The organism is Quyinboa ferrireducens, assembly GCF_042436675.1.
Classification (GTDB): domain Bacteria; phylum Bacteroidota; class Bacteroidia; order Bacteroidales; family UBA5342; genus JBHJHP01.
The window spans coordinates 184,577-196,757 of record NZ_JBHMVA010000009.1 but is presented as its reverse complement, the minus strand read 5'-3'; the positions used below and the strand labels follow the sequence as shown (position 1 = coordinate 196,757).

Sequence of the window (12,181 nt, the reverse complement as noted above, 5' to 3'; positions counted from 1 at the left end):
TTACTTACTGGTTTTCCTTTCTTTTTGAATTTATGTTATTATCTCAAATTTAAGCCTTTCCAGATCATTTAAGAATATATCCACAAATCTAAGGTTTAAAAAGGAGGTGTTGATTCCGATATTATATCGGGATCAACGGAGGATTTATTTTAATTTAGGAACCAGAACATAAGACATTTTAAATTACGAATTGAACATAAGAATCAGAATATGAGACTTCTCAAATCTTAAATCACTCATTTTATTAGCGAAAATCTTGTGTCTTGATTCCTGATACGTGATACTATAATATTATGAAAATACTTGTTGTATATAATTTGCCGCGTGAAGGGTTTAAGGCATTAACAGATGCGGGACATGAAGTTGTATTTCCTGAAGAAACCAAATTCTCATCAGATCAGCTACTGAAAAAGCTGCATGATATAGATGTAGTTGTATCAGTATTTACTGAACCGTTTACGAAAGAACACATCGAAGCTGCACCAGATCTGAAACTTATAGCAAATTACGGTGTAGGATACAATACCATTGATGTGGAATGTGCTACAAAAAAAGGCATAACCGTCACCAACACGCCTGATCCCGTGATTGAACCAACAGCAGAGCTGGCCATGGCACTGATGCTGGCTATTTCAAGAAGAGTGACAGAACTGAACCAAAAAATCAGGGTTAAGGATGGGCTGAAATGGGGCATTATGGAAAACCTTAGCACTTCTCTTGAAGGTAAAACTCTGGGGATTATCGGCATGGGAAATATCGGGCAATCCCTGGCAAGAAGAGCATTGGCCAACCGGATGAAGATCATTTATCACAACCGCCACAAACTGGATCAGAGCACTGAAAAGCTTTACGATGCTGAATATGTGGATTTAAATACTTTGTTATCCACTTCAGATTATATTTCCTTGAATGCACCGTATACCAAAGCAACGCATCACATTCTGGATAAGCATGCATTTGAGAAAATGAAATCCTCTGTGTATATCATAAATACGGCCAGAGGACCGCTAATTGATGAAGCGGCGCTGACTGAAGCGTTACAAACCAAACGCATAGCGGGTGCAGCCCTTGATGTATTTGAAAACGAGCCGGAGATCCATCCCGGATTATTGAAACTGAATAACGTTATTATGGTTCCTCATGTAGGGACCGGAACCATTGATACACGTATTGAATTGGGTAAAAGTGTATCAAAAAACATACTGAATTTCATTTCGGGAAAAGGAAAGATCGATATAGTGAATTAAGCTTATATTTCCCCGGATTACATAATTTGCTATTTGCATAGAATATTAACATTTGCTACATTTAACCTCCTTTTCAGCCCACTTTAAAACTACGTTCAGGAAGGCAAATTTCAATTGAATGAAGATTTACTCATACTTGTATAACAATTAACCTAATAGTAATTTTAAAATTTTTAGAATGGAAAATCAAACAACTTATGTGGAACAAATAAGTGATAAAAGTTTTGTTGCTACGTTACTACTTTGCCTGTTTCTGGGATATTTAGGTGTACATCGGTTTTATGCAGGTAAAATAGGCACAGGTATTTTAATGCTGATTACCGGCGGAGGATTGGGAATCTGGGTATTAATTGATCTTATCATGATTATACTTGGAAATTTTAAAGATAATAATGGCAGATCCATTAAAAATTAAATCGTATAAAAAGGAACTGTCCAAAACTTGATATCAAAATAAACTTTACTTACGGATTGTAAGTAGTTTTTATAAAATTACCCCTAAATCCCCTTGTTCCTCCGCTATAGCTTCGGCGACACGCGGAAAGGGGAATTAAAGCCTTCCGTCAGCTGACATAGAGGTTTGGAGGGGTAGAACAAGGATTGCTTACAATTTATAAGTTCAAACTATTTTTTTGTCTTGTTGGACAGCCTCTTTTATTTTTACCCTAAAGTAGCGAGCCTTTACAAAAAACTTGAATTAATAAATAGTCTGCTTTAAATCATAAGCCGAACTGCTGATTCCTGCGGTATCTGCAACGACAAAATCAACCGACAGATTTTTGAAATGAGTGCTACCTGCGGGATTTTCTGAATAACTGCTTTTTCCAACATTTACACTTACGGATGTGCCCGGTCCGGGAGCATCATTACTGGTTTCTTCAAGGTAAATTTTGTATGTACCCTCCGGTACACGGTTTCCCATATAATCTTTCAGATTCCAGGCCACATCAAACGTCTGCGTACCTAAAATGGTAGCACCGGTTACAGCATCTGTCGTGATCCCCTTGGATGAACCATACCATTTTACAAGATATTGTTTTCTTGCCTGTGCATAAACGGCCAAAGATGTTACAAATTCTCCACTTGAATCTTCTACCCATACCGCCATAACATACCTTGGCGCATAACGTCCAGAAAGATTGGCAGTGGAAAATGTGAAATTAAGATGATCTCCGCTTATCGTCACATTTGTTGATCCTGACGGATTTGAAGTTGATTTTTGACAGGCGGTAAAACCTAAAACAACAAAGAGAAGTATAAACACTCCCCATAAAATGTTCCTTCTGTTCATATTCTTAACTGTTTAATTAATTATCCGAATTACCTTACACAAGTCGTTTTAAAATTATTCAATCAACGTGCTGTGAGATTAATTGTACATGGGTAGTAATAGAGATCAATTAAAAAAATTGTAAAAATCTTTTACATATTTATTTGTTTGGAATATGAACTATTCTTTAATTATGGACGCATGCTCCGATGTGAGCATTCGGTTATCACCGGTAATAAGGATACACTCCACGCCTCTCAATTTGTTGATCAGCATTAAGCCGGTCTCAGGCCCTAATACCGAAACTGATGTTGCTAGTCCGTCTGCCAGTTCCGCATCGGGACAAATGATGGTTACACTTCTCATTTTTTCAACCGGCCATCCCGATTTTGGATCAATAATATGCGAGAGATTAGCTGTATCAGTCTGAATGTGATACACGTAGTCTCCCGAAGTGACCACAGCCATGTCACTCACTTCGAGCCAACCAAGGGCTTTGGTACGATTATCGGGAGAGGCAAGTCCTACTTTCCACGGCTCACCATTATTTGAACCCCAGAATAAAATATCGCCACTGGCATCCACATAGCCGTTTTCAACTCCCAGTGCAGTCATTATGCCTTTTGCACGGTTTGCCGCATATCCCTTTCCGATAGCTCCAAAACCAATCCGCATTCCCTTCTTCTTCAGGAAAATTGTCCTATCCTTCGGATTAAGTATGATATTGTGATAGTCAATAAGACTTTTCAAAGAGTCGGCCCTGGCATGATCCGGAACTTTACCGTAACCTGACTTAAAATCCCATAGCTTATCGGTAACTGCGTATGAAATATCAAAGGCACCATCGGTGAGCCGCGATAATTTAAGGGAACGTTCCACCAGATCATACAATTCAGGATCAACCTTAACCGGTTTTATTCCCGACATATTATTGACCAGCGAAGTTTGTGAATTGGATCTGTAAGAAGATATTAACTCTTCTATGCGTGAAATTTCGATAATGGCACGCCGAATGGCTTCATCTGCAACTTCAGGATCTTGATGCAGCGCACATATCTCAAAGGCTGTTCCCATAAGGGTCAGATCCTGTTTACGCTCCGTCAATTTGTTCTGACCAGATAGTGTAAATACGGAAAGAACAGCTGCAATGCAGATCAGAAAGAATTTCATTTTTTATGAATCCCGTCGTCCAGTAATTTTATGAAGGAGGTTACCGGAATATCCTTGTAACCTGTAGCAAAAACTTTCTCTCCCTGTCCGTTAACTACTACCAGGTAAGGGAACTGACCATCCTTATCATATTTATCAGCCAGCGTTTCATTAAACTTTTTCAGTGGTTTTTCCTGCTTAGTACGATACGGGAAATCTGCCTGATATAATTTAAAATCTTTGGCATATTGCATGAATTCATTCGAATCAAGTAGTTCGGCTTTCATTTTAATGCAAGGCTTGCACCAGTCTGAGCCAGAAAAATATATCAGATATAATTCCGTAGAGGGTTCATTAAAATTTACCTTTGTATAATCCTGCGACCACTTTTTCTCTTCGGCATGTAACGACACCATCACCGCCAACACTATCATTATCAGAGCTATTCTTTTCATTCCAGTACTATTTTTTGTGTCCAGACGAATTCATTTGTTTTAACCTGTAAAAAATATGCGCCTTTATTTAATGTGGGGTCTCTGTCGAATTTTAACGTTTGCTTCCCTGAAAGAATAACACCTGAATATAATCTGTCAGATGAACGTCCTGTCAGATCGATCAGCTCAACGGTTGTAAAAAGAGGTTTTGAAAACTCAACGTTCATGTTCAGACTTTCTTTTACAGGATTTGGATAAAAACTTATTTCCGCCTTGCTATCCAATCCATGAATTGGGGTTGCATCATTACCTGTGTATTCCAGTGTCATATTTTTATAATAGGTGTCACCGTTTGGATTCTCTGTATAACTGCTGCCTCCTACTGTAAACTGAATACTTTTTTTAGGTCCGGCGCTATTCTGACTCGTAGCTTCAATCATGAGAACATAGGTGCCATCGGGAACACGGTTTCCACTATAGTCATTCAGATTCCAGGTAACATTATAAGTTCTGAAACTGCTTACAGTTGCACCTGTAACCGCATCACCCTTTATTCCTTTCGAGGCCCCATACCATGTAGAAAGATATCCCAGACGTCTGTTTCCGTAAACAGCAAGACTGTTAACATAGTTACCGTTTGAATCTTCTACCCAAATTGCAATTACGTGCCGTGGTGCAAAGTTGCCCGGAATATTGGATACATTCACAGAAAATGAAATCTGTGAATCGCCCTGAGTCTGTGCCATTGCAGGAAGAAACAATACTACACTTAATATGATGTAAAAAAATCTTCTCATTCCAATACTATTTTCTTTGTCCAAATAAATCTGTCCGTTTTCAGGGTAATAAAGTAGTTGCCTGTCTTTATCATTGGGTCCCTGCTAAAGGTTAACGTTTGATCACCAGCAAAAATCATACCTGAAAATAAACCATCCACTGTTTTACCACTGAGATCAACCAGATCAATATGCGCTAAGGCTGGCATGGACAAATGACTTTTCAGTACGATTTCGCTCTGAACCGGATTCGGATACACTTCAATTTCCGCTTGACTAAACACCTTGCTGACAGGTGTATTATCATTTGTAACATAGCCCAGTTCAAGATTGGTAAAATGTGTATTACCTTCAGGCTTTAAGGTATACGCTGATCCTCCAACCGTAAATTCAAAACTGTAATTCGGACCTTCCCAATCGTCACTTGTTGCTTCCACCCACATCACATAGGTTCCATCAGGCACCGTATTTTCGTTATAATCTTTTAAGTTCCAGGTAACGCTGTATGTCTGGAACTGTAGCTGCGTCGCCCCGGTAATTGCGTCAGCCTTTAATCCTTTTGATGCAGCCCACCAGGCCCAAAGGTTTCCAAGACGTTCATTTCCATAAACAGCCAGACTGTTCACATAATTACCAGTCGCATCCACGATCCAAATCGCCATAACATGTTTAGGAGTGTATGGCCCCTGAATATTGGAAACATCAACTGTAAAATCCACTCTTGCAGTATTCTGAGCATTCACCACATCTGGCAGAATCATTAAAAAAACCAGGGCTCCGAATATCTTTTTCATAATATGCTTTTTATAACGTAAATGTAAGATCTATGCTTCCAAAAAATGAGTGCAGTCCATCAGATCTTTGATATATCCCACCTCTGAAATTGATGCTTTTGAATGCTGTATGATGATTCAGAAAATTGGTACTGTTTGAACGGGAGATTCCAAATGGTGGAGATAACCGCATTCCTGCTCCAATTTTTTGACTGGTAAATCCGGAGAGATCATAGTCGGATGTGTAGAACTTTTCACCAAGCACATGTTCATTGAACGGCTTGAAATATGTTGAAGCTGTTTGGCGGTAATATCTGTAAAAAGGATAAACCGAAAAGAAGCGGGTGAATTTGACCGGGAGCTCTATCTCTGCCGTGTAGGACTCAATTCCGAACGAGTCGAAATAGTATCTGAAAAAGTTTCTTATAATCAGTGAATTAAATGGATATGCCGATGTGCGTAAACCAAATGCATGTTTATTTCTGAAATCCGGTAACTTTTCGATGCTGACGGTTTTAAAAAAGTCACCTACACTTCTGCCATCATTAAAAACCACACGATGAAATGGGGTGGACAAAATACCCTTCTGGTAGGTATATTCATAAATTAAAGCAGCCTGAAAGCGAGGTGTCAGGACACGCGAAAGCACAACTGATCCACTAAACGTATTTCGTATATGAGTTTGCAAAAGCGTATCCGGTCGACCCTGCAGATAACGTAGCTCCACCGGATAAATCAATTTCCAGTTATCCCTCATACCTACAAGATTGAATTGAAGACTGGTATTTTTATCTGCCGATTCAATGGAATAACCTCCATTTGCAGAAAATGATGTTACATCGAACTCACTGCTGAAACCCAGCCCCACATTATACGACTGATTATCTTTAAACATATTGGTAAAACCAAAATTTCCATATTTCCGCTGATCCTTATAAGAAGCTCCGGTTAAAGGATATGGATCACCGCGTAAAGCATAAGGAACCGGAATTCCCGGATCGATAGCCGCAGATGAAGCTGATGTATATGAGTCGAAACTTAATTTTGCATTATAGATATACTGTGAATCAACAGGAATTTTTAATTCGACCGCAAAAACCTGGTCATGCAGTGCCTGACTGCCAATACCTCCTAAAACAGCCCCATGATCTCCATCCTGCTGATAATAACTGGAAATGAAGTCTACTTCAACGTCTCCTATATCATATTTCCTGTTGCCGGACCCCGTCTGGGCAATCGTGACATTCCTCATGGAGAAAAGCAGGAAAAAACCTAAAGTTAAGCGCCTTAGTTGCATCCGCATCCTCCTCCCGTTTTACCGCCTTCGGCACCCGAACTCCCTTCGCGATAGGTTTGAAAACTACTTTCGTAATATTGAAGCGGCCTGGCTGAAAGCTCCATCTCCTCGTCGTTGAGGTAGACTTTCTGATAACTTTTAACAGATTGACAGGAAACAAACAGTAGCAGGCCTGTCACAATCAGGAGTACAAACTTTATAATGCTTTTTTTCATCTCGACATAACTCGTTATACTATAGAATAAGTAGTATAAATCAATCAACACAAATTAAAGGAAATTGTTGGTCTGGGATTGTTCTTTCCTGACTTATATCAGTTTTATTAACAATTAATGGATGAATTTAACGAATAGAAATCCGGTAGAATTAAATATTAAATTACGGTTCAAAAGCCACGTTGAGTTGCCGTTTATTTCCTAAAAGGGCAATTCTGATACAGGTCATTTACAAAAGAGACCCGCCATGCAAAATTATAATCTGCCTGCCAGAATATCAGCAATATGAATGGTTTGTATGGGCAGGTTATGCTTTTTAATGTAGCCCTGAATATTCATCATGCAGGAGGCCTCGGTGGCAATAATGTATTCTGCTCCGGTATCCAGTGCATTGTTCACCTTCATTTCGGCCATTGCTGATGAGACCGGTTCAAATTTTACAGAGAACGTTCCGCCAAAGCCGCAGCACACATCCGTATCTGCCATCTCAATCAACTCAAGCCCGTTTACTTTACTCAGGAGCAAGCGAGGTTCATCTTTTATGCCATAATCCCTCAAGGCATGACACGAATCGTGAAAGGTAACCTTGTGATTAAATTCCGCATTAAAATCCGTAAATTTTAAATGATTGACCAGAAAATCAGTGAGTTCAAACACACGTGGACTGAGGTTATCACAATTATTAAGTTGTTCCGGATCATCCTTAAACAAGCGTTTGTAATGATTTTTCACGTAACCGGTACACGATCCACTTGGAGAAATAATAGGGTTTGATCCGGGAAAATCACGCATAAACTTCAGTGCCAGATCGCGGCTTTTGTCCCAATGACCGCTATTATAAAAAGGCTGGCCACAACATGTTTGTTCCGGATTATAGTTGACTGTACACCCTGCTTTTTCCAGAACTTTAATGGTATTAAACGCCGTATCAGGATATAACTGATCTATAAAACAGGGCACAAACAAATCAACTTCCATAATCCTAATATTTAATCGCAAATGTAATGAAATTCGTTTATCCCGGCCATTGGCTTATGAACTTATTCACCCTTGTGATTATGCGCGATGTGTTTATATTCACCCTGTGAATAAGGCAAAACATTTCGTTTTAAGACTCTTACAATATGTTTGTTTACAGGACTATGAACTTGTGTTATTTACTGTTATAAAGTATCAAAACTACAACACATACAGATTTTTTAATATATATTTGTACCACACTAAGGTGAACATTAATGCTTGCAAACAAATTTTTCACATTCGCGGAAATCATTCCGGACTTAACAGAGCGGTTCAAAGACAATATAGCGCTAAGCTATATTGATGAAGATGGTTTAACTTATGCGCAGATGGCGCGTAAGATCAGTGCTGTTATGGCTTTTTCTGAACAGCTTGGCTTAAAACCTGGTGATAAGGTGATTATTTTAAGTCAGAACATGCCTAACTGGGGCATTACCTATCTGGCGATGTTAAGCATGGGGATTATTGCAGTGCCTGTTCTTCCCGACTTTACAGAGGAAGAAGTGGCAAACGTAATAGAACATTCGGAAGCCCGGACTGCATTTGTATCTAAAAGTCTGATGCCAAAGCTTAAGGAAAAAGCATCTGCTTACATCAAACACCTTATTCATATTGAAGATTTCACCCTGACACAGGAAAGTGAAGTTTCTTTTGATGAAAATGCAAAGCCATTAAATCAATACACAACAAACGAAAACGATCTTGCGATTTTAATTTACACATCCGGCACTACCGGTAATTCCAAAGGTGTAATGCTGTCGCAGAAAAATGTGATTAGCAACGTTATTCAGTCATCGGGAGTACAGGAGATTAATGAAAATGACCGGTTTTTATCGGTTCTGCCCTTATCGCATACGTATGAGAATACGATAGGATTTTTACTCCCACTCCTTGCGGGTGCCAGTGTTACCTACCTGCGTAAACCACCAACACCGGCGATCCTGGTTCCGGCCATGAAAAAAGTCAGGCCGACGCTGATGCTAACGGTTCCGTTGATTATTGAAAAGATCTTTCGAAATAAAGTGCTTCCTGAACTGGAGGGAAAAACCGTCACAAGAGTATTGTACAAATTTCCACCCACAAGAAAACTACTGCACAGGGTAGCAGGGAAAAAATTGATGCAAACCTTTGGTGGCCAGCTGAAATTCTTTGGAATAGGCGGAGCCAAACTCGATGGAACTGTTGAGCGCTTTCTTAGAGAAGCCCGTTTCCCGTATGCCATTGGTTATGGACTGACGGAAACATCTCCTCTCCTTGCAGGATCTAATCCGACCAATACAAAATTTCAGGCTATCGGACCAGTGGTTGAAAACTGCGAAATCAAAATTAATGAACCTGATTCCAGAACAGGTGAAGGTGAAATCTGGGCCAAAGGGCCGAATGTGATGTTGGGTTACTATAAAAATCAGGAGGAAACTGAGAAAGTACTGACTACGGATGGCTGGTTTAAAACCGGTGATTTGGGTGTATTTGACAGACAAGGCTGGCTGAACCATAAAGGGCGTTTGAAAAATGTGCTGGTTGGAGCCAACGGCGAAAATATTTACCCGGAAGAAATTGAGTCCGTCATCAATAACTTTAAACATGTGCTGGAATCCATCGTGGTTCAGAAGAAGGGAAAACTGGTGGCCATGGTGCATTTTAATCGTGAAGAAGTGGAACTGAAGCTGCAGGAAGTAAAACACAATCTTTCGCAAAGACTTGATGACACAATTATCGGTGATTTCTCAAAACATGTTGATGAAAAAATAGAAGAACTGGCCAGGGAACTGAAGGAATATATTAACGCCAGGGTCAATAAATTCTCAAAAATCCAGAATCTTATCATTCAGTCTGATCCGTTTAAAAAGACAGCTACCAAAAAGATAAAACGGTATTTGTATACCTGATAGGACACACTAAGGAATTACAATTATTTTCAGGGGTTTAACACCCTCTTCCTCATTTCAATCGGAATTCACCCAGTTGATACTTTTTGACGCATCAAAAACTATCGAAAAAATGCTTGCTGTAAAGAACCGCAATAACTGACACGAAAGTATTAATCTGAAAGTCTTCCAACCCGCTAATCTGCACTCTTTACAGCGGCCAACGCACAATTCAAATCATTTGAAATTTCCTTTAAACTAATATTGACCCTGAATGGGTTAATTTGTGTATTGTTAATAATCAACATCCAATAATATATGAGAACGAACGTCAAATATGGTATCAACTTACGAGGATTTGTTCATATTTTATATTTTTCGTTATCAATATATTTCTTGATATTATTGAGAATGCCTCTCAAAAATATAACAACCTCATTCTTAATTGTATTCAACTGATCAAATGTATATTGTCGACCACATTCAGAAAAAGAATAACTACCATGTGCTAACCCGTTTCGTTGTGTTTTTACTTGGTGCAGTTTGACTCCATTTTTAGCCATATAATGAACATTCATTGAAAATCCCACCTTATCTGAAAAGCTTCTTATCTTTTGAGCGTCTATATTTCCAGATATAGTCTTATCACTATTAAATTGTATGTCAATTATATCATTTGTAATATTTGTAAAGCTGTCAAATATAAATTCTGTACCTTTATTATTGAAATTTTTATAATTCTCTTGGATCCAAATTTTTTTTATTTCGTTAATTACATCATCATATTTTATATTTGCTACAGTTATTGAATCGTATATTTCCCTAATCGATGATTTTATAGATGATTCCATTAAATTATATAAAAGTAGAAAGCAATTAGCTTTCATAACTTTTATTAAATCTTCACTAATTGTTTTTGTTTTATGAGTCCTTTTAGTAGGATAAAACAAAACAGCACTATCATTGATGAAGTTATTCAATAAATCGTAATACTCATCAATCTCATCTACTCTTTTATTGAAATCACTAATAACCGTAATCATTACAATAGTAGATTATCCTTTACAAAGTTGATCTTATCTTTTACATTCGATGGAGTATTATGACTTCCTCCTGTTACAAGCTTAATGAACTTTGGCGACTCTAAGAAATTGAGATTTTTGGGTTTTAAGTTAGGTCTTTCTCTTAAAGCTAAATTAATGCCAACAGCTATTGCTTCAAATCTCACTCTAGGAGTTTTTTGAGAATCAGGTGTTTTTTTAAATGCATTTGGAATATAAGTATCCACAAACTTCAGCATTAGATCAAATTCTTCGAACATTTTATTCCTATCAAACTTTTTATTTCTTTTCTCTGTATATTGGTTTAAGAAAGCATTCATGCCTGTTTTGAATTCCCTATACTCATCAGAGAAAGCAAAAAAACGTAATATTAATTCTTGTGGTTCCCCTCTTCTTTTAACTTTATCAGTAAATGATGTATGCTTTATAAATAAAGGATGCACGGAACATTCTTTATAAATAAATTCAATGAATTTACCCCCAAATATTCCTTTTCTTTTCTCCATATCTTTTAATAAATCGCTACCTGTATTTATTCTCTCAAACATCATAAACCTTACATCTTCATCACTTTTATCAGATAAAGCAATCATCCGAATTGTAGAATTCTTAAATTTTCTTTGTCTTGCAATACTTAGGTTAGCGTATTTGAAGCCATTAAGTTTATCCAAAATCTCTAACTTTGTTAATATCAAATTGTTTTCAATGAAATTAACAATCGTCCTTAGCCTTTGAGAACCATCTACTATTTCTAATCTTCCATCTTCAACGTCCGCCGTAAATATATATGGTATTGGAATTCCAAGTAATATAGATTCAATGAATTTTGCTTGTCTTTCTTCATCCCACACAAAATTTCTTTGATATGCTGGGATAAAAATATCATTTTCGTCATTTTCTGCTCCTACTAAGTATTTTTGAGTGATTAACTCAATGGTAAATTCCTTTATATCATAATCAACAATTTTTTGCTTTTCAATAATTTGTTCTTCTGCTTCTTTATAAATATCTCTTACCATTGTGGATTTTATTTAGATAGATAGTTTAATTAGTTTAATATCAGATTTCTGA

13 protein-coding genes are annotated in these 12,181 nt (G+C 37.7%); 3 read left to right on the top strand and 10 right to left on the bottom strand.

Annotated elements, in window-relative coordinates:
- The first annotated feature begins 293 nt into the window (after window positions 1-293).
- Entirely contained in the window at window positions 294-1,247 is a 954-nt protein-coding gene (locus ACE01N_RS13695; RefSeq protein ID WP_380589993.1) for an NAD(P)-dependent oxidoreductase, read from the top strand.
- 178 nt (window positions 1,248-1,425) lie between these two features.
- The gene (locus ACE01N_RS13690) at window positions 1,426-1,662 is read left to right on the top strand and encodes a TM2 domain-containing protein (protein ID WP_380589990.1); all 237 of its coding nucleotides are present in this window, start codon (window positions 1,426-1,428) and stop codon (window positions 1,660-1,662) included.
- A 282-nt stretch (window positions 1,663-1,944) separates the two neighbouring features.
- Here ACE01N_RS13690 and ACE01N_RS13685 read toward each other — a convergent pair whose 3' ends face one another.
- The 8 genes from ACE01N_RS13685 to ACE01N_RS13650 form a co-directional block, all read right to left on the bottom strand.
- On the bottom strand, window positions 1,945-2,538 hold the full coding sequence (locus ACE01N_RS13685) for a DUF2271 domain-containing protein (protein ID WP_380589987.1): 594 nt from the start codon (window positions 2,536-2,538) through the stop codon (window positions 1,945-1,947).
- A gap of 159 nt (window positions 2,539-2,697) precedes the next feature.
- Window positions 2,698-3,687, bottom strand: a complete 990-nt coding sequence (locus tag ACE01N_RS13680; RefSeq protein ID WP_380589984.1) for an FAD:protein FMN transferase — start codon at window positions 3,685-3,687, stop codon at window positions 2,698-2,700.
- The gene (locus ACE01N_RS13675; protein ID WP_380589981.1) at window positions 3,684-4,121 is read right to left on the bottom strand and encodes a thioredoxin fold domain-containing protein; all 438 of its coding nucleotides are present in this window, start codon (window positions 4,119-4,121) and stop codon (window positions 3,684-3,686) included. The genes ACE01N_RS13680 and ACE01N_RS13675 overlap by 4 nt, the downstream gene beginning before the upstream one ends.
- The gene (locus tag ACE01N_RS13670) at window positions 4,118-4,897 is read right to left on the bottom strand and encodes a DUF2271 domain-containing protein (protein ID WP_380589978.1); all 780 of its coding nucleotides are present in this window, start codon (window positions 4,895-4,897) and stop codon (window positions 4,118-4,120) included. The genes ACE01N_RS13675 and ACE01N_RS13670 overlap by 4 nt, the downstream gene beginning before the upstream one ends.
- Window positions 4,894-5,670: a DUF2271 domain-containing protein gene (locus tag ACE01N_RS13665; protein ID WP_380589975.1), complete on the bottom strand. Its 777-nt coding sequence runs from the start codon at window positions 5,668-5,670 to the stop codon at window positions 4,894-4,896. The genes ACE01N_RS13670 and ACE01N_RS13665 overlap by 4 nt, the downstream gene beginning before the upstream one ends.
- A gap of 10 nt (window positions 5,671-5,680) precedes the next feature.
- Window positions 5,681-6,952: a DUF3570 domain-containing protein gene (locus tag ACE01N_RS13660; RefSeq protein ID WP_380589972.1), complete on the bottom strand. Its 1,272-nt coding sequence runs from the start codon at window positions 6,950-6,952 to the stop codon at window positions 5,681-5,683.
- A complete protein-coding gene (locus ACE01N_RS13655; protein ID WP_375727414.1) occupies window positions 6,937-7,161 on the bottom strand; it encodes a DUF4266 domain-containing protein in 225 nt (74 codons plus the stop codon). The genes ACE01N_RS13660 and ACE01N_RS13655 overlap by 16 nt, the downstream gene beginning before the upstream one ends.
- Before the next feature lie 255 nt (window positions 7,162-7,416).
- Window positions 7,417-8,139, bottom strand: a complete 723-nt coding sequence (locus tag ACE01N_RS13650; RefSeq protein WP_380589968.1) for a (Fe-S)-binding protein — start codon at window positions 8,137-8,139, stop codon at window positions 7,417-7,419.
- Between the two features lie 257 nt (window positions 8,140-8,396).
- Here ACE01N_RS13650 and ACE01N_RS13645 point away from each other — a divergent pair, with 257 nt between their 5' ends.
- Complete coding sequence (locus ACE01N_RS13645; RefSeq protein WP_380589965.1) at window positions 8,397-10,070, top strand: AMP-binding protein; 1,674 nt, start codon at window positions 8,397-8,399, stop codon at window positions 10,068-10,070.
- A 341-nt stretch (window positions 10,071-10,411) separates the two neighbouring features.
- On the opposite strand, the gene ACE01N_RS13640 is transcribed toward ACE01N_RS13645, so the two are convergent.
- Both ACE01N_RS13640 and ACE01N_RS13635 read right to left on the bottom strand, forming a co-directional pair.
- Window positions 10,412-11,092, bottom strand: coding sequence for an MAE_28990/MAE_18760 family HEPN-like nuclease (locus tag ACE01N_RS13640; protein WP_380589962.1), 681 nt, complete (start codon window positions 11,090-11,092; stop codon window positions 10,412-10,414).
- Window positions 11,092-12,129: a DUF262 domain-containing protein gene (locus tag ACE01N_RS13635; RefSeq protein WP_380589959.1), complete on the bottom strand. Its 1,038-nt coding sequence runs from the start codon at window positions 12,127-12,129 to the stop codon at window positions 11,092-11,094. The genes ACE01N_RS13640 and ACE01N_RS13635 overlap by 1 nt, the downstream gene beginning before the upstream one ends.
- Between the last annotated feature and the right edge of the window lie 52 nt (window positions 12,130-12,181).

What these genes read in the sequence shown, in the direction of transcription:
- ACE01N_RS13635 (WP_380589959.1), bottom strand. Translation starts at nt 12,129, where the DNA reads ATGGTAAGAGATATTTATAAAGAAGCAGAAGAACAAATTATTGAAAAG.
- ACE01N_RS13690 (WP_380589990.1), top strand. Translation starts at nt 1,426, where the DNA reads ATGGAAAATCAAACAACTTATGTGGAACAAATAAGTGATAAAAGTTTT.
- ACE01N_RS13665 (WP_380589975.1), bottom strand. Translation starts at nt 5,670, where the DNA reads ATGAAAAAGATATTCGGAGCCCTGGTTTTTTTAATGATTCTGCCAGAT.
- ACE01N_RS13640 (WP_380589962.1), bottom strand. Translation starts at nt 11,092, where the DNA reads ATGATTACGGTTATTAGTGATTTCAATAAAAGAGTAGATGAGATTGAT.
- ACE01N_RS13650 (WP_380589968.1), bottom strand. Translation starts at nt 8,139, where the DNA reads ATGGAAGTTGATTTGTTTGTGCCCTGTTTTATAGATCAGTTATATCCT.
- ACE01N_RS13670 (WP_380589978.1), bottom strand. Translation starts at nt 4,897, where the DNA reads ATGAGAAGATTTTTTTACATCATATTAAGTGTAGTATTGTTTCTTCCT.
- ACE01N_RS13645 (WP_380589965.1), top strand. Translation starts at nt 8,397, where the DNA reads ATGCTTGCAAACAAATTTTTCACATTCGCGGAAATCATTCCGGACTTA.
- ACE01N_RS13680 (WP_380589984.1), bottom strand. Translation starts at nt 3,687, where the DNA reads ATGAAATTCTTTCTGATCTGCATTGCAGCTGTTCTTTCCGTATTTACA.
- ACE01N_RS13695 (WP_380589993.1), top strand. Translation starts at nt 294, where the DNA reads ATGAAAATACTTGTTGTATATAATTTGCCGCGTGAAGGGTTTAAGGCA.
- ACE01N_RS13685 (WP_380589987.1), bottom strand. Translation starts at nt 2,538, where the DNA reads ATGAACAGAAGGAACATTTTATGGGGAGTGTTTATACTTCTCTTTGTT.
- ACE01N_RS13660 (WP_380589972.1), bottom strand. Translation starts at nt 6,952, where the DNA reads ATGCGGATGCAACTAAGGCGCTTAACTTTAGGTTTTTTCCTGCTTTTC.
- ACE01N_RS13675 (WP_380589981.1), bottom strand. Translation starts at nt 4,121, where the DNA reads ATGAAAAGAATAGCTCTGATAATGATAGTGTTGGCGGTGATGGTGTCG.
- ACE01N_RS13655 (WP_375727414.1), bottom strand. Translation starts at nt 7,161, where the DNA reads ATGAAAAAAAGCATTATAAAGTTTGTACTCCTGATTGTGACAGGCCTG.